This window comes from Flavobacterium psychraquaticum (assembly GCF_034497725.1).
In the GTDB taxonomy this organism is placed as follows: domain Bacteria; phylum Bacteroidota; class Bacteroidia; order Flavobacteriales; family Flavobacteriaceae; genus Flavobacterium; species Flavobacterium psychraquaticum.
Map to the genome: position 1 here is coordinate 38,878 of NZ_JAXKVR010000022.1, position 15,943 is coordinate 54,820.

A 15,943-nucleotide genomic window follows, 5' to 3' on the forward strand; every position below is an offset into this window, starting at 1 on the left:
AAACTGAAATGAAAAACCTACTAGTTATTGTTTTATTTCTGAATTTATTGTCTTGTAAAGCCCAAGAATATGAAAAGGTTTCCGTTTCTAAAACTGATGCGTACGAGTTGTATGTAAACGATGATGAGGCAACAGAATTGTTCTATTATAAATTTATTCCTAAAGAAAAAATAAAAGGAGTATTAGTAATAATTCCCTCTGGAGGTGAAATTATTGAGAATACTTTGAAGCAGATTACGCTTCATAAAATTGCCGTTGAAAAGGGAATTATGGTGATCGTTCCGTCAATAAATTGGGGAACAGCTGATCGTGAAGCTGAATTTAAAATGTTAAATCAGATCTTTAGCGATATAGTGAAAAAACATAAAGTTTCTAAAGATAATTTTATTATCGGAGGGCTCTCAAATGGCGCTGTAATTTCTTTAACATATGCGGAACAAGCTGTTAAGAACCCGAAAAATTTTTTTCTAATTCCGAAAGCTGTATTTGCTTTAGACGCGCCTTTAGATAAAGCACGATTTTATAAATATTGCGAAAGAGAAATTGAAAGAAATATTTATGAACCAGCAGTAGCTGAAGCAAAATGGATTAAGAATAGTTATGATAGTATTTATGGAGGTTCACCAGAGCAATTCCCAGAGCAATATAGAGAACATTCTATTTATTCTTATGGAGCTTCAGAAGGTGGAAATGCAAAATATTTAAAGGAAATACCAGTTCTTATGTTTACAGATTTAGATTCGGAGTGGTTAATCAATGAAAGGCATCGCGATTTAAATGATTGGAATGGGATTGATATTATTGCAATCATAAATCAATTAAGAATAATGGGAAATGAAAACGCAAAAGTAATTGTATCGCAAGGAAAAGGCGTTAGATTGGATGGAACGAAAAATCCGCATTCCTGGTCCATTATGGATTCCGAAGTTTGTCTCAAATGGATTTTAGAATTATTAGAAAAATAAAAAAAATGAGATTACGCACTATGTTAGAAAATAAGATAGTACAATCTAAAAACTACGATAGGAATTTAATTTTCTATCGGAGTTTCTATTTTTAATTCTGAACAAGCAAGAAATATGCTACTCTTCACAAATTCCGTCTGGAGTACAACTTGGACCATTTGATGCCATTTTTAATTTACTTTCGGGATTTAGTTCGCGCCATTCTTTAAAAGCTGCTTCTAAATTTTCTAAAAATACTGCGGGCGGTTGTGCTCCTGAAACACCATATTTTCTATCCAATACGAAAAATGGAACCCCTTGAACCCCAATATGACGGCCTTCAGCAATATCTTGTGTAACCATATAAGCATAAGAATCATCTGAAAAAGCTGTTTGAAGTTCGGTTTCATCCAACCCAATTTCTTTTCCTAATTGTGTTAAAGTTGCTAAATCGGCAATGTTTTTTCCTTCTGTAAAAAAAGCACTAAATAACCGTTCTTCTAAGTCATTTCCCAAACCTTTTGTATTGGAAAACTGCAATAACTTATGCGCATTTAAAGAATTAACCAACACGGACTTGTCTAAATTATACGATAAACCTACTTGTTTAGCAGATTCGGTTACATTCGCTAACATTCCTTTTACTTGTTCTACACTCATTCCTTTGCGGTGTACCAAATAATCTACATAATTTTCTTTAGCGACTTGTGACATTTCGGGATCCAATTGAAAACTTTTCCAAATTACTTCAATATGTTTACTATTTTCAAATTGTTCTAAAGCGGTTTCAAAATTGCGCTTCCCGATATAGCAGAACGGACACATTACATCACTCCAAATTTCAATTTTCATTTTATTTTCCATTACTGTCTGATTTTTTATTAATTATATTTTGTGTCATTAAAATAGTAATTTTTTAAAGTTACTGATCTCTTGTTTTATTTATGACTGTTTTAAAGCATAAATAATTGATATAAATTATAGGATGCAATTTACGAAATATATACTAAATTTTGGTATTCCAAATCGTTGCTGTTTTATTTTGTTCTTATGTTTAGCGACTTTAACCTTGAAATTTAAAAGATTTTCATTAAATTTGTGACAGCTTGTTTTTGGCGATTCGTCAATTTTTACAAGTAAAATAGAACTAAACGATTTTCCTTAAAAAGGATGAAAAAATAAAAGCTATGGGAGTAATGAAGATTTATTCGGGAAGTGAAATTTTAGCCAATGGATTAAAAGTTAAAATTGAAGCAATAGGAGTTGATGTTATTAAAAAAGACAACTTACAATCCGCCCGTTTGGCTGGTTTTGGTAATACTGATTTAGCGGTGGAATTGTTTATAGATGAAAAACACTACGCGAGAGTAAATCCCATTTTAGAAGAATTTAGAATGAGTTTGTAAACAAAAAGAAGAGTCTTGAAATTAATCAAGACTCTTCTTTTTATCCTTCTAATTTATTTAGTTTCTTACAAATTATATGATTTTCTTATAGCAAGTCCAATTGCTTTTGATAATAACGGTGGAACGGCATTTCCTAATTGAACTAATTGTTTGTTTTTTGGACCTTCGAAAATAAAATCATCTGGAAAGGACTGAATTCTCGCCATTTCTCTAGCGGTTAAAACGCGAGGTAATTTTGGATGAATGTTTACGCCACCATGATTTTCTTTAATGGTGCACGATGCTTCGTTCCACGGACATTTTTTCCAAGAATCAGAATATCCTTTGTATAGACTTTTGCCTTCTTCAAGCGCCATCATACGTTCGGCCATGTCAGGCCTATGTTTGGTTTTAACGTGATTAAAGCCAATATCGTCATCTCTATCCATTAAATCTTTGATAGCTTCACCAGTAGTAACATAATGTTCTGGTGTAAGAAATGGTTTTGGATGATAATTCTTTTTATTAATTCGATTGCCAATAAAAATAACACGATCTCTTTTTTGCGGTACTCCATAATCGGCAGCACGCAAAACAGTTACGTTCATTTCATAACCCGCCTGTTTAAAATCGGCCAAGATCATTTCTTCAACTTTTCCTTGTAGCATTGAACGTAATCCTACAACATTTTCACATACTACAAATTCCGGATTTAAGTTAATTACAATTTCCAACAAGTCTTTGTATAATGAATTTCGTGGGTCTTCAACAATTCGGTTTCCTGCCATACTAAACCCTTGACAAGGAAAGCCACCTGCAACTAAATTTAATTTGCGGCCGTTTAATTGGTTTTTTACGGTAGCATAAAATTCTATTTTTTTACTTTCTAATTTAATATCACCCGCTACAAAAGGATGATTGAAGTTTCTTCTGTATGTTTTTCCTGCGGCTTCAAACCAATCTAAACCACAAATTCCGTTTAAACCGGCCATTTCAAATCCCTTGGTTATTCCACCAGCGCCTGAAAATAAATCAACAAATGTTAATTCTGATTGCTTTGGATTTTCCCACTCTTCAATAATTTCTATCCAATTTATTACGTCATTTGGATTGCTTTTGTAATTAACTGATTTTCCTTTCTTAGCTTTTGTTGAACCGTCAATTGTGATTTTTTTTCCAAAAACATCAAACGATGTAGTTGTTTCATTATCTTCAGTAATGGCATTTATAAAATCTTCTACAGCATCATTCGGAATTCGATAAGAAGCTCCAATTTTTAAAGCTTTTAATTTTCCACTAGCAATATGTCTTCTAATGGTTTTTTGGGATAGGTTTAGTTTTTCTGAAATATCTGAAATAGAATAGAAGGAATGTTTTTCTGATGCGATGTCCATATTTGTCTAGTTTACATGGTGCAAGATACTATTCAAATTTTATACTGCAAAAAAATTGGATGTAAAACTGTTATCTTCATTTTCAAAGAGAAATATAACATCAGACTTCACCTCTTTATAGCTGATGAAATTTGCATTTGAAGTTATTTTTTCAGCATATTTTTCATAAACTTCTTTCTTAAAATCCCAATTGCATCGTAATGGCATTTCTCTTTCCTGATTTTTGAAGGAATGGTGGACAAGGAATAATCTGTTTTGGTTCTTATTTCGAACTCCAACACTTTGATTGTCATAGAAAAATTGAATCATTTCTGTCGGATCTTTTACAACAGCTTCAGTTTTATTTCTGAAACCTCGAGGAATTATGGTTCCTTTTACATCAAATCGAAGTTGGGAATTCGCGTTGAATTCAAGGTCATACGATTGATCTTTAGCGTTTGGATTTTGTATTACATTTTTATTCAAACAAAATAAATATTCATCACATTGTGCATTTTTCCACAGAAACCACCGCCTTCTAAAATAACTTTTCGAAGCTTCTGTCAGTGATGCTATTTGTTGTTCCAATTCTGAAAACGTATCGATTTTAAACATATTTATTTGACAATCAGTGCTATCGTTTTGGACTGCACCCCAATTCAATGGAATGATTTTTACCAATGATTGTAAATCTTTGCTCAATTGTTGAAATTCAGTTGGTGTCATAGAAGGCAGCTTTTGCGATACGATTTTGTGAATTATTAGGCTGAAAAAAATCAAAAATGCATACTCAAATATAGACAAAATAATTTCTGATTGTTATGACTTCCAAAAGAATAGTCTTTTTTTTCACATAGAAGCGTAACTTTTCTAAATTAAGTTATCTTTGCATCTTCAAAAATTTAAGGAACCCTTTTGAACTTTTAACCCTTAAAATTTTATACTCACATTATGATTACAGTAAACGACGTTGCAGTTGAATTTGGTGGAACAACACTTTTTAGTGAAGTAACTTTTGCCATTAATGAAAATGATAAAATTGCCTTAGTGGGTAAAAATGGTGCCGGAAAATCGACACTTTTAAAAATTGTTTCGGGTTTAACTAAGCCTACTCGTGGTGTAATATCTGCGCCGAGTGATGCTGTAATCGCCTATTTGCCACAACATTTGCTAACTTCTGATGATTGCACCGTTATGGAAGAAGCATCAAAAGCGTTTGCAGAAGTGTTGGATATGAAGAAGGAAATTGACGAAATCAATGAGCAATTAACGATTCGAACGGATTATGAAAGTGATGCTTATATGAAATTAATTGAACGTGTTTCTGAATTATCGGAAAAATTTTATTCAATTGAAGAAGTAAATTACGAATCGGAAGTTGAAAAGGTATTAAAAGGATTAGGTTTTGAGCGTGAAGATTTTACTCGAAATACTTCTGAGTTTTCCGGCGGTTGGAGAATGCGAATTGAATTAGCAAAAATCTTATTAAAAAAACCCGATTTAATTCTGTTAGATGAGCCTACAAATCATATGGATATCGAAAGTATTCAATGGTTAGAAGACTTCTTAATCAATCAAGCGAAAGCAGTTATGGTAATTTCTCACGATAAAACATTTGTTGATAACATCACAAATCGTACAATTGAAGTTACGATGGGAAGAATCTATGATTACAAAGCTGTATATTCTGAATATTTAGAATTGCGAAAAGACAGACGAGTCCATCAACAGAAAGCATTTGACGAACAGCAGAAATTTATTGCAGATAATCAGGCGTTTATTGATCGTTTTAGAGGAACATTTTCAAAAACAGAATCGGTGCAATCGCGTGTGAAAATGTTGGAAAAAATTATTCCTATTGAAGTAGATGAAGTAGATACTTCTGCCTTGAAATTAAAATTCCCACCTTCGCCACGTTCTGGGCAATATCCCGTAATTGTTGAAGGTTTGACTAAGAAATATGGAAATCACGTAGTGTTCGATAATGCAAATATGGTTATTGAACGTGGTCAGAAAGTAGCTTTGGTTGGAAAAAACGGTGAAGGGAAATCAACCATGATTAAAGCAATTATGGGTGAAATTGATTTTGAAGGAAAGCTAGAAGTTGGGCACAACGCACAAATTGGTTATTTTGCTCAAAACCAAGCGTCATTATTAGATGGCGATATGACAATTTTTGAAACGATTGATCAAATTGCTGTGGGCGATGTGCGTACGAAAATTAAAGATTTATTAGGCGCTTTTATGTTCAAGGGCGACGATATTCAAAAGAAAGTAAAAGTACTTTCTGGAGGAGAAAAAACGCGTTTGGCTATGATTAAATTGTTGTTAGAACCTGTAAACGTTTTGATTCTGGATGAGCCTACGAATCACTTAGACATGAAAACCAAAGACATTATTAAAGATGCTTTGAAAGATTTTGACGGTACTTTGATTTTAGTATCGCATGACCGTGATTTCTTAGATGGTTTGGCTGAAAAAGTTTTTGAATTTGGTCACAAACGTGTAATAGAACATTTTGAAGATATCAAAGGATTCTTGGCGCACAAGAAAATGGAATCGCTGAAAGAAATAGAGAAATAGTAGATTTTAGAATATTGTATTCATTAAAATAAGCTCCTTTTGGAGCTTATTTTGTATCCTTCTTAAAAAGAAATAGAATTATAATTTTATGTCATAATTTTCTAATAACATAATGAATTGTTCCAGCATTTTTTTATTGATATTTTCATCTTTACATTTTGCAAGAGCATATTTTGGTGCATAATACCAGTATGATTTGATCTTATTATTTTGAATGAAATTAATAGAATAAGTATTCTGATCAGTAGGCGTACAAAGCATAAAATTGTTGGATTTGAACCTAAAGTTCTCTTGGTCATAATTTAAAAAAGACAATGTTTCTTTTGCATATAAATTAGTAATCAGCCTTGATTTTAAATCGAATTTCATCTCAACTTCTTTAAAACTGTACTTTTCCTTATTTTTTTTCAGGTACGATTTTGGAATTTTTTCTTTGAAATGCTTTACAATACTATCATTTGAATAGACATAGTGGTTTTTCTCATCAAATGCTAACCAACCGTAGCTAATTCCAATCACAACACTAATTTCATTTTCTTTTAATTCGTAAGGAAGATTTATAATGCTGTCAGTCCACTTTTTTTCTAAAGGAAGTTTTAGATAATTTGGAATAATAGTATCATTGCTGACCTTTATACTATTAACGGTTTTAATCTCTTGTTGATTTTGACGTTCTTTTTTACAAGAGATTAATAAACAAGCCACTAAGAATAAAATATTACGCATATTTTTTTTAGGAATAATTAACAATTTTTGTGCCAATTAAATCTTTTTAATCAATTGAAAAACGGACACCAATTTCACTAGTAATGGAAATTTTTTCAAATTCAATAGGCGAAATATAACCTTTAATTTTACTGTCATTTAAGGTTGAAGCGCCTCTAACTCGGATTCCTGAAACTCTTCCTTGTAACGCATTAAGATTATTTAATCTTCCAATAAAAATAGCTTTTCCAACTTTTTGATTTAATGGATTTAAATAACTTTCTGCCATTTTCTTTGCGTTTTCCATAGCTTTTGAATTTATCGCTAATTGAATTTTGTTGAATTCAGAATGTTCGGTTTTTTCAATAGTTACATTTGAAATACCAAGCTCTTCTAATCCTATAAAAACTTTCATAGTTTCGGTGGCATCGTAAACCAGAAGAGAATAAGATTTAGATTTTTGGATGTCAGTTGCTTTTAAGAAATATTTTTTAAAATTACTTGCCATATCTTTCATATAAACATTTTTGTTTACATCAACACCAATTTCTCTTAGTTTAATAAACATTTCACTTTCTAAATCTTCCACTGATTTTTTGCCTTTAGTATCTTTTTCAGTTATTAAAACTTCCAAGTGTATTCGGTTTGGAATAACTAATGTATCCGCTTTTCCGTCTACTTCGATATAAGGTTTGTCAATAAAATTTTTCTCTTGGCTAAATGTTATTAGTCCTATAAATAGAATCACTACTTGTGTAAATTGTTTCATATCTTTTTATTTATTATAATTTATTCCATTTCTCAAAACCCATTACATTTGGTTTTATGTCTTTCTGCCAAATTTCGCCATAATTATCATTTAAAAATTCAAAAACTAAATTATTTTTAGCTTCATAAAATTCAAAATTAACGGGAGCTAAACAGCCAAAATCGTAAAATTTCAGGTTGTATTTTTTCGCAAAAGCCAAGTCTTCTTTTGTCATTACCGAAGCAATTCCGCCTAAAACATAAATAGTTTTTGTTTTAGAATTGATTTCGATTGTAATTGTGTCAGTTTGTTTTCGTTCTTGAGCAAGAACTGAAAAAGACAAGAAGAAAACAATAATAAGTAGCTTAAAATTCATTATTTCTTAGTTTTATAGGTTTTATATAGTTTTTTTAATTCCCGTTTTGAAATGTTTTTCGTTGTTAAAACAATTGCGCCATTTTTTCCTTTTTCACCATATAAGGAAATTGCTGCTTGATTTTTTAAAACTGTTACTGATGCAATGCTATTCGGATCAATATCATTCAAAATTGCTTTAGTTACAAGATGATTATTTAAAACAATCAAAGGTTCATTCCCGTTTGCACTTTCTTGAGAAATTTGTCCTCTAATAATTACAAAATCATTATTCATCATTTCTTTAATAGGTTCTTGGGAGATATCCTCTGCCGAAACAGTAGTGATAGAATAAGCTTTTCCTTTTGCAGCATAACCTTGGTTGCTTAAAAAAGCAGCATTACTAGCATCATTTCTCAATTCCGGCGCGAAACTTGTTTTTGCCTGAACTTCCTCCAGCATCATTGGAGTATGAATAGTTACTTCTTTTCTCGAACTATAATTAATAGTATCGTTGATTACAATATTGTTTTGAATTACAATTTGTTGCTGTAAAATTTCTTTGGCGTCTTTTTTAATAACTGGATTTGTAGTTGCAAAACCATTTGCCGATTCAGGAGTTGGAATTTCATTTTTAGTAGTATCAATTGCGGTAATAGTATTTTCTAGAACAATTATGTTTTCTTTAGGTTGAAGCAATAAAAATGCTAACGTTCCTACTAAAACAATTGAAGCCGCTACAGCAATTTTCTTCCACAAATGTTTTTCTTGTTGCAAGGTTTGTGTTTCTAGTTTGTTTTCAACACGAGCCCAAATATTTTCCATTCCTGGAAAATCTTTTTGCGCTGCATTTTGTGCCGCTTGTTGTATTTTTTTGTATAATTTTTCTTCGGTTCCCATGACTATTTTGCTTTTTGATAAAAAGTTCGTACCAATTCTTTTAATTTACTTTTCGCAGCATTCAATTGTGATTTTGAAGTACCTTCACTAATGCCTAATTTTTCAGCTATTTCTTTGTGTGAATACCCTTCGATCACAAATAAATTAAAAATTGTTTGGCATCCTTGCGGAATGTAATTTAGTAAATTCAGTAAATCTTCTTCTTCTAAATCGGTTACTTCATCGGCTAAAGGCTGAGAAGAATAACTTATATCTTCCAAATAAAGATTAAAGTTGAGGTTCTTTTTTAACTGCAACAAGCAATTATTAACCGTTATTTTTCGAGCCCAAGCTTCAAAAGCCAAATCTTCTTTTAGTTGTTCAATTTTGGTGAAAATAGTATAAAACGCATCGGCTAATACTTCTTCTATTTCTTCCTCTTTTTTTAAATACCGCTTACACAAACGATAGAGTTTTGGCGCCATAGTTTCATACACCAAGCGTTGTGCTTCGCGGTGTTGTTTTCTACAGCCTTGTATTTGTTTTACGTCCATTGGTAAACTTGCTTTTTTATATAGAGTAGAAAAGTGAAGAAAAGGTTGGGAGGGAAGTGAATTATTTTTTTAAAGTCAATTTATAAATGATAGATTCATTGGATTCGGTATCATTATCTTCGCACAATAAAAATTCGATTTCTTCATCCTTATTCTTATATAAGGTTATGCCTTCAAACTTTTGATGATCTGATAATAGTTTAATAGCGATAATTTCAAAAGTAGGAGCGTGCATTATGCCTAAAATACTACCTAAAACTTCTCCATCTTCATAAGTAGATGCGGTGTTTTCGGCGCAAGCCAAAAAATAAATGGTATCATTTACCAAAATCGCATCGGTAAAAGTAGTTTCAATTCCGTCTAAAGTAGGAAGGATTACCGGTATAAAACGGATGTTATCTTTTTGATTATTAGGAATCAGAAAAATTCCGTTTTGACTGTCTTTTGAATTGCCTCGTTGGAATAAAACCATAGTTTCGTTGGCATAAATGGCGCCTTCGATGTTAAATTGAGCGTCGGTTAATTCGCTAACGGTTTTTAATTTCTGATACAAAGGTTGTAAGTCTTGTGTTTTAAGGACATCATTACTTAAATTTAAGCTAAACAGCGTAGTTCTTTTGGCCGTGGAACCAGAACCTAGCAGCAAAAGTTGATTGCCATTTCGGGTAATACTTTCTAAATCAAATTTATCTTGTTTTCGAATATTTTCAGCAGGTTCTTTTACCAATGGAAATTTTAATAAAAGACTCTTTTCGATATCATATTGATACAAATAACTACTCGAATCTGAAATTATGAAGAGTACGTTTTGTGAAAATAATAGGCCTGAAGCAGCACTAATGCCTTTAATTGTTAAAAGTTGTGTAAGTGTGAAATTTTCCATTTTTTACTAATGTTTATCTTTGCTTTAAGTGCATATAATTTTTAAAAGTAGTATTTTTACCCTAATTAAGAAGTGAAATCTAATGGAAAATATAAATATCGAAGATTTTAGAGTGAAAGGAGCAATTAAATTAGCCGATTTTGCCACAGAATTATATTTAGACACCGATAAAAAGGATGAAGTTGAAGCATTAGATAAAATTCAAAAAAAACTTTCAGAAAAACAAGATGCAATGTACGCGCACAATCGGCATGCATTTTTGATTTGCTTGCAAGGAATGGATACTAGTGGAAAAGACAGCTTAATTCGTGAAGTTTTTAAAGAATTTAATCCCAGAGGTGTCGTAGTGCATAGTTTTAAAACGCCAAATTCAACCGAATTAGAACATGATTATTTGTGGCGTCATTATTTGGCTTTACCCGAAAAAGGAAAATTTGCAGTATTCAATCGGACCCACTATGAAAATGTTTTGGTAACCCGAGTACATCCAGAATATATTTTATTTGAAAATTTACCCGGTATTGAAAATGTGGAAGACATTACGCCCCAGTTTTGGGAAAATCGAATGGAACAAATTGTGAATTTCGAAAAGCATATTGCTCAAAATGGAACTACTATTTTGAAGTTTTACTTTCACATGAGCAAAGAAGAGCAGGGAAAACGATTAATGAAACGCTTGAATAATGCGGAAGATAATTGGAAATTTAGTGTAGGTGATATAAAAGAGCGAGAAAGGTGGGATGATTACATGAGGTATTATGAAGAAGCAATTAATAAAACGGCTACCCCTTTTGCACCTTGGTATATCATTCCATCAGACGACAAAGGAGTTGCACGCTATATTGTTGCAAAAATTATTTGGGAAGCTTTAAAAGCACTAACAGACATTACCGAACCTGAACTAGATCCTAAAGTGAAAGCAAATATTGATTTTTATCGAGATCAGTTGAAGGAGTAGCAATGACAAGTTCAATAACAATTTCAAAATAAAAAAAAGGAAACACAAAGCTTGCAGTTTTGAGAGCAGTTGAAAAATTATAAAATAAAATCAATAAAATATAAATAATGAAAGTATATACTAAAACGGGAGATACCGGAACAACTGCCTTATTTGGAGGAACTCGTGTTTCTAAACATAATATTAGAATTGAAAGTTATGGAACGGTTGACGAGTTAAATTCGCATATTGGATTAGTTCGTGACCAAGATATCAATCACGTTTATAAACAAGTATTAGTTGAAGTTCAGGACCGTCTTTTTACTGTAGGCGCTATTTTAGCAACTCCTCCAGAAAAGGAAACATTAAAAAACGGTCAACCGCGTTTGCAAAATTTAGGCATTATTGAATCGGATATCGAGTTTTTAGAAAATCAAATTGATAGGATGGAAGAAGCATTGCCACCAATGACGCATTTTGTGTTGCCTGGCGGACATCAAACTGTGTCATATTGTCATATTGCAAGATGTGTTTGCAGAAGAGCAGAGCGTTTGGCAGTGCATTTAAATGACATAGAACCCACAGATGAGATGGTGATTAAATATTTAAACCGACTTTCTGACTATCTATTCGTCTTGGCACGAAAATTGTCGCACGATCTGAACGCTGATGAGGTACAATGGATACCTAGGAAATAACATCTACTTGTCAGTTTAGTGGATGGTTTTGGATATTTTATGGAATTAAATAATAAAATAAAACACCAATTTTCAACACAAAAATAAACGTTCTTGAAAATAATAAAAAATAAGTAAAAATAAACTTGTATTATTAAGTAATAAATTTATTTTTGCATAAACTTTAAATCGGTAAAAAGATGTATTGGACATTAGAATTAGCATCCTATTTAAGTGATGCGCCTTGGCCTGCGACTAAAGACGAACTTATCGACTACGCAATCAGAACAGGAGCTCCGTTAGAAGTAGTGGAAAACTTACAGTCTATTGAAGACGAAGGTGAAATTTATGAATTAATGGAAGAGATTTGGCCTGATTATCCTACAGACGAAGATTATCTTTGGAATGAGGATGAATATTAGAAATAAATAAAACCAACAGAATTAAAGTCTCTTCAGTGAGACTTTTTTTGTGGTTTTATTAGCAAACAAACTAGAAAAATAAAATTATGAGCATCGTAAATTCCATATTGAAGGCTTTCGTAGGAGATAAATCTCAGAAAGATGTGAAAGCCATTCAGCCTTTAGTAATAAAAATAAAATCATTTGAGAGTGTTTTACAAGCGTTGTCAAATGATGAATTGCGTGCTAAAACGGCTGAATTTAAATTAAAAATTAAAGAAGCTCGTGCTGATAAAGACGAGAAAATAGCTGCTTTGAAGAAAGACGCAGAAGCCACTCAAGATATTGATGCTCGTGAAGATATTTACGCTGAAATTGATACCATTGAAAAAGAAGCGTACGAAATTTCTGAAAAAGTATTGAATGAAATTTTACCAGAAGCTTTTGCTGTAGTAAAAGAAACAGCGCGTCGTTTCAAAGAAAATACTGCAATCACTGTTACGGCAAGTCCAAAAGACAGAGAATTATCAGCAACAAAATCATACATTACCATTGAAGGAGACAACGCGGTTTGGGCAAATTCATGGAATGCAGCCGGTAAAGCAATCACTTGGGATATGATTCACTATGACGTTCAGTTAATCGGTGGCGTTGTGTTGCATCAAGGTAAAATTGCCGAGATGCAAACGGGTGAAGGAAAAACATTAGTAGCGACATTACCTTTATATTTAAATGCTTTAACTGGAAACGGTGTACATTTAGTAACAGTGAATGACTATTTAGCAAAACGTGATAGCATGTGGAAAGCGCCTTTATTCGAATTTCACGGAATGATGGTGGATTGTATAGACAATCATCAACCAAACTCGCCAGAAAGAAGAAAAGCGTATGAAGCTGATATCACTTACGGAACAAATAACGAATTTGGTTTCGATTATCTTCGTGATAATATGGCACATGCTCCAGAAGATTTGGTGCAACGTAAACATAACTTCGCAATTGTCGATGAGGTCGATTCAGTATTAGTTGATGATGCTAGAACGCCATTGATCATTTCTGGACCAGTTCCGCAAGGTGATCGTCATGAATTTAATGAGTTAAAACCTAAAGTTGAAAACTTAATTAACTTGCAACGTAAATTAGCAACGGATTGTTTAACCGAAGCAAAACGTCTCTTTAAAGAAGGAAATACTAAGGAAGCTGGTTTTTATTTATTGCGTTCTTACCGTGCCTTGCCAAAAAGTAAAGCATTAATTAAGTTCTTGTCTGAAGAAGGTGTGAAACAGTTACTCCAAAAAACTGAAAATGCACACATGCAAGATAACAATAGAGAGATGCCGAAAATTGACATCGCATTGTACTTTGTTATCGAAGAAAAAAACAATCAAGTTGAATTAACGGATAACGGAATTCAATATTTATCACAAGATACTGACGCACAATTTTTCGTATTACCCGATATCGGAACCGAAATCGCTAATATTGAAAAAGCAAATCTTTCTACGGAAGAGGAAGCAGAGCGTAAAGAAGAATTATTTAAAGACTTCTCTATAAAATCTGAACGTATTCATACGTTGACGCAGTTGTTAAAAGCTTATGCTTTATTTGAAAAAGATACCGAATATGTTATCATGGATAATAAAGTTATGATTGTTGATGAACAAACGGGTCGTATTATGGATGGTCGTCGTTATTCAGACGGTTTACACCAAGCGATTGAAGCGAAAGAAAATGTAAAAATTGAAGCAGCTACTCAAACATTTGCAACCGTTACTTTACAGAATTATTTCCGTATGTACAGCAAATTAGCTGGTATGACGGGAACAGCTTCTACAGAAGCAGGTGAGTTATGGGAAATCTACAAATTAGATGTTGTGGAAATTCCTACTAACCGACCAATGGCTCGTAAAGATAAAGAAGATTTAATCTACAGAACGGTTCGTGAGAAATTTAACGCTGTTATTGAAGATGTTGTGCAATTATCAAATTCAGGTCGTCCGGTGTTAATTGGAACAACTTCGGTTGAAATATCTGAATTGTTAAGCCGAATGTTAAAAATTAGAGGAATTCAACACAACGTTTTGAATGCTAAAATGCATAAAAGTGAAGCCGAAATTGTAGCTGAAGCAGGAAATCCTGGTGTAGTAACAATTGCAACAAACATGGCAGGTCGTGGTACCGATATTAAATTATCCGCTGAGGTTAAAAAAGCAGGTGGATTAGCTATTATCGGAACAGAACGACATGATTCTCGTCGTGTTGACCGCCAGTTGCGTGGTCGTGCAGGTCGTCAAGGAGATGTCGGGAGTTCACAATTCTACGTTTCATTGGAAGATAATTTGATGCGTTTATTCGGATCAGAAAGAGTAGCGAAAGTAATGGATAAAATTGGTTTGAAAGAAGGTGAAGTAATTCAGCATTCTATGATGACTAAATCGATTGAAAGAGCTCAGAAAAAAGTAGAAGAAAATAACTTTGGTGTTCGTAAGCGTTTGTTAGAATATGACGACGTTATGAATGCGCAACGTGAAGTAGTTTACAAAAGAAGACGTCACGCTTTACATGGTGAGCGTTTGAAAGTGGATATCGCGAACATGATGTACGATACTTGTGAAATTGTAGTTCAGGAAAATAAAGCTGTTGGTGATTATAAGAATTTTGAATTTGAATTAATTCGTTATTTTTCGATTAGTGCTCCAATAACTGAAGCTGAATTTGGAAAACTTTCAGAAAGAGATATCACAGGAAAAACTTACAAAGCTGTTTTAGACCATTATACGAATAAAATCGAAAGAAGCGCAGCAGAAGCTTTTCCAATTATTAAAAATGTGTACGAAAACAATAATGGGCAATATTTACGAATAATTGTTCCTTTTACAGACGGAATTAAATCGTTGAATGTTGTTACTGATTTAGAAAAAGCATATGCTTCACAAGGGAAATCTTTAGTAGCTGATTTTGAGAAAAACATCACATTGGCAATTGTTGATGAAGCTTGGAAAAAGCATTTACGCAAAATGGATGAATTGAAACAATCCGTTCAATTAGCAGTGCATGAGCAAAAAGATCCTTTGTTAATCTATAAATTTGAAGCGTTTAAATTGTTTAAGAAAATGATTGATAATGTGAATAAAGAAGTAATTTCATTCTTATTTAAAGGTGATTTACCTTCTCAAAATCCATCAGACATTCAAGAGGCTAAACAAGTGCGTCAAAAAGAAGACTATACAGAGTATAAGGAAGATGTGGATAGTGATGATTTAGCAAACGAAGCAAGACAAGCGGGTGAAAGTGTAAGTAACAGACCTCCCGTTACAGAGACAATAACTAGAGATGCTCCAAAAATCAATCGTAATGACACCGTAACTATCAAACATGTTATGAGTGGAAAAAGTGAAACAATGAAATTCAAAAAAGCAGAAAGTATGTTAATTTCTGGTGAATGGGTTTTAGTAAATGACTAGATAATAGAATAAAAAAATATAAAAATCCTCAATTGCTTATGTAATTGAGGATTTTT

Annotated in this window: 16 protein-coding genes; 7 read left to right on the forward strand and 9 right to left on the reverse strand. The window is 32.5% G+C overall.

The genetic code is table 11. From position 1 onward, the window contains the following. Positions 1–8 precede the first annotated feature (8 nt). A complete protein-coding gene (locus T1L09_RS02360; protein ID WP_322549335.1) occupies positions 9–965 on the forward strand; it encodes a hypothetical protein in 957 nt (318 codons plus the stop codon). A 117-nt stretch (positions 966–1,082) separates the two neighbouring features. Here T1L09_RS02360 and T1L09_RS02365 read toward each other — a convergent pair whose 3' ends face one another. After that, entirely contained in the window at positions 1,083–1,808 is a 726-nt protein-coding gene (locus T1L09_RS02365) for a DsbA family oxidoreductase (RefSeq protein ID WP_322549336.1), read from the reverse strand. Between the two features lie 323 nt (positions 1,809–2,131). Here T1L09_RS02365 and T1L09_RS02370 point away from each other — a divergent pair, with 323 nt between their 5' ends. Then, entirely contained in the window at positions 2,132–2,350 is a 219-nt protein-coding gene (locus tag T1L09_RS02370; protein ID WP_322549337.1) for a DUF2007 domain-containing protein, read from the forward strand. Positions 2,351–2,415: 65 nt separating this feature from the next. Here T1L09_RS02370 and T1L09_RS02375 read toward each other — a convergent pair whose 3' ends face one another. Further along, positions 2,416–3,723 (reverse strand): DNA cytosine methyltransferase, encoded by a 1,308-nt coding sequence (locus T1L09_RS02375; RefSeq protein ID WP_322549338.1) that lies wholly within the window; start codon positions 3,721–3,723, stop codon positions 2,416–2,418. Positions 3,724–3,762: 39 nt separating this feature from the next. Continuing rightward, positions 3,763–4,428: a hypothetical protein gene (locus tag T1L09_RS02380; RefSeq protein ID WP_322549339.1), complete on the reverse strand. Its 666-nt coding sequence runs from the start codon at positions 4,426–4,428 to the stop codon at positions 3,763–3,765. A 225-nt stretch (positions 4,429–4,653) separates the two neighbouring features. On the opposite strand from T1L09_RS02380, the gene T1L09_RS02385 reads away from it, so the two are divergent. After that, on the forward strand, positions 4,654–6,285 hold the full coding sequence (locus T1L09_RS02385; RefSeq protein ID WP_322549340.1) for an ABC-F family ATP-binding cassette domain-containing protein: 1,632 nt from the start codon (positions 4,654–4,656) through the stop codon (positions 6,283–6,285). Between the two features lie 78 nt (positions 6,286–6,363). On the opposite strand, the gene T1L09_RS02390 is transcribed toward T1L09_RS02385, so the two are convergent. The 6 genes from T1L09_RS02390 to T1L09_RS02415 all read right to left on the reverse strand — a co-directional run bounded on the left by T1L09_RS02390 (position 6,364) and on the right by T1L09_RS02415 (position 10,408). After that, complete coding sequence (locus T1L09_RS02390; protein ID WP_322549341.1) at positions 6,364–7,011, reverse strand: hypothetical protein; 648 nt, start codon at positions 7,009–7,011, stop codon at positions 6,364–6,366. 46 nt (positions 7,012–7,057) lie between these two features. Then, on the reverse strand, positions 7,058–7,759 hold the full coding sequence (locus T1L09_RS02395) for an SIMPL domain-containing protein (RefSeq protein WP_322549342.1): 702 nt from the start codon (positions 7,757–7,759) through the stop codon (positions 7,058–7,060). 13 nt (positions 7,760–7,772) lie between these two features. Next, positions 7,773–8,114, reverse strand: coding sequence for an FEKKY domain-containing protein (locus T1L09_RS02400; protein ID WP_322549343.1), 342 nt, complete (start codon positions 8,112–8,114; stop codon positions 7,773–7,775). After that, positions 8,114–8,992 (reverse strand): hypothetical protein, encoded by an 879-nt coding sequence (locus T1L09_RS02405; protein ID WP_322549345.1) that lies wholly within the window; start codon positions 8,990–8,992, stop codon positions 8,114–8,116. Before T1L09_RS02405 ends, T1L09_RS02400 begins: the two co-directional genes overlap by 1 nt. 2 nt (positions 8,993–8,994) lie before the next feature. Further along, positions 8,995–9,525, reverse strand: coding sequence for an RNA polymerase sigma factor (locus T1L09_RS02410; RefSeq protein WP_322549346.1), 531 nt, complete (start codon positions 9,523–9,525; stop codon positions 8,995–8,997). A 61-nt stretch (positions 9,526–9,586) separates the two neighbouring features. Next, complete coding sequence (locus T1L09_RS02415) at positions 9,587–10,408, reverse strand: DUF6929 family protein (protein WP_322549347.1); 822 nt, start codon at positions 10,406–10,408, stop codon at positions 9,587–9,589. Positions 10,409–10,490: 82 nt separating this feature from the next. Between T1L09_RS02415 and T1L09_RS02420 the strand changes: the two genes are divergently transcribed. The 4 genes from T1L09_RS02420 (at position 10,491) to secA (ending at position 15,887) form a co-directional block, all read left to right on the forward strand. Further along, positions 10,491–11,366, forward strand: coding sequence for a PPK2 family polyphosphate kinase (locus T1L09_RS02420; RefSeq protein WP_322549348.1), 876 nt, complete (start codon positions 10,491–10,493; stop codon positions 11,364–11,366). A gap of 107 nt (positions 11,367–11,473) precedes the next feature. Next, positions 11,474–12,043: a cob(I)yrinic acid a,c-diamide adenosyltransferase gene (locus T1L09_RS02425; protein ID WP_322549349.1), complete on the forward strand. Its 570-nt coding sequence runs from the start codon at positions 11,474–11,476 to the stop codon at positions 12,041–12,043. 179 nt (positions 12,044–12,222) lie between these two features. Next, positions 12,223–12,444: a DUF2795 domain-containing protein gene (locus tag T1L09_RS02430; protein WP_264549321.1), complete on the forward strand. Its 222-nt coding sequence runs from the start codon at positions 12,223–12,225 to the stop codon at positions 12,442–12,444. Between the two features lie 86 nt (positions 12,445–12,530). Further along, entirely contained in the window at positions 12,531–15,887 is a 3,357-nt protein-coding gene (secA, locus tag T1L09_RS02435) for a preprotein translocase subunit SecA (RefSeq protein WP_322549351.1), read from the forward strand. Positions 15,888–15,943: the final 56 nt, after the last annotated feature.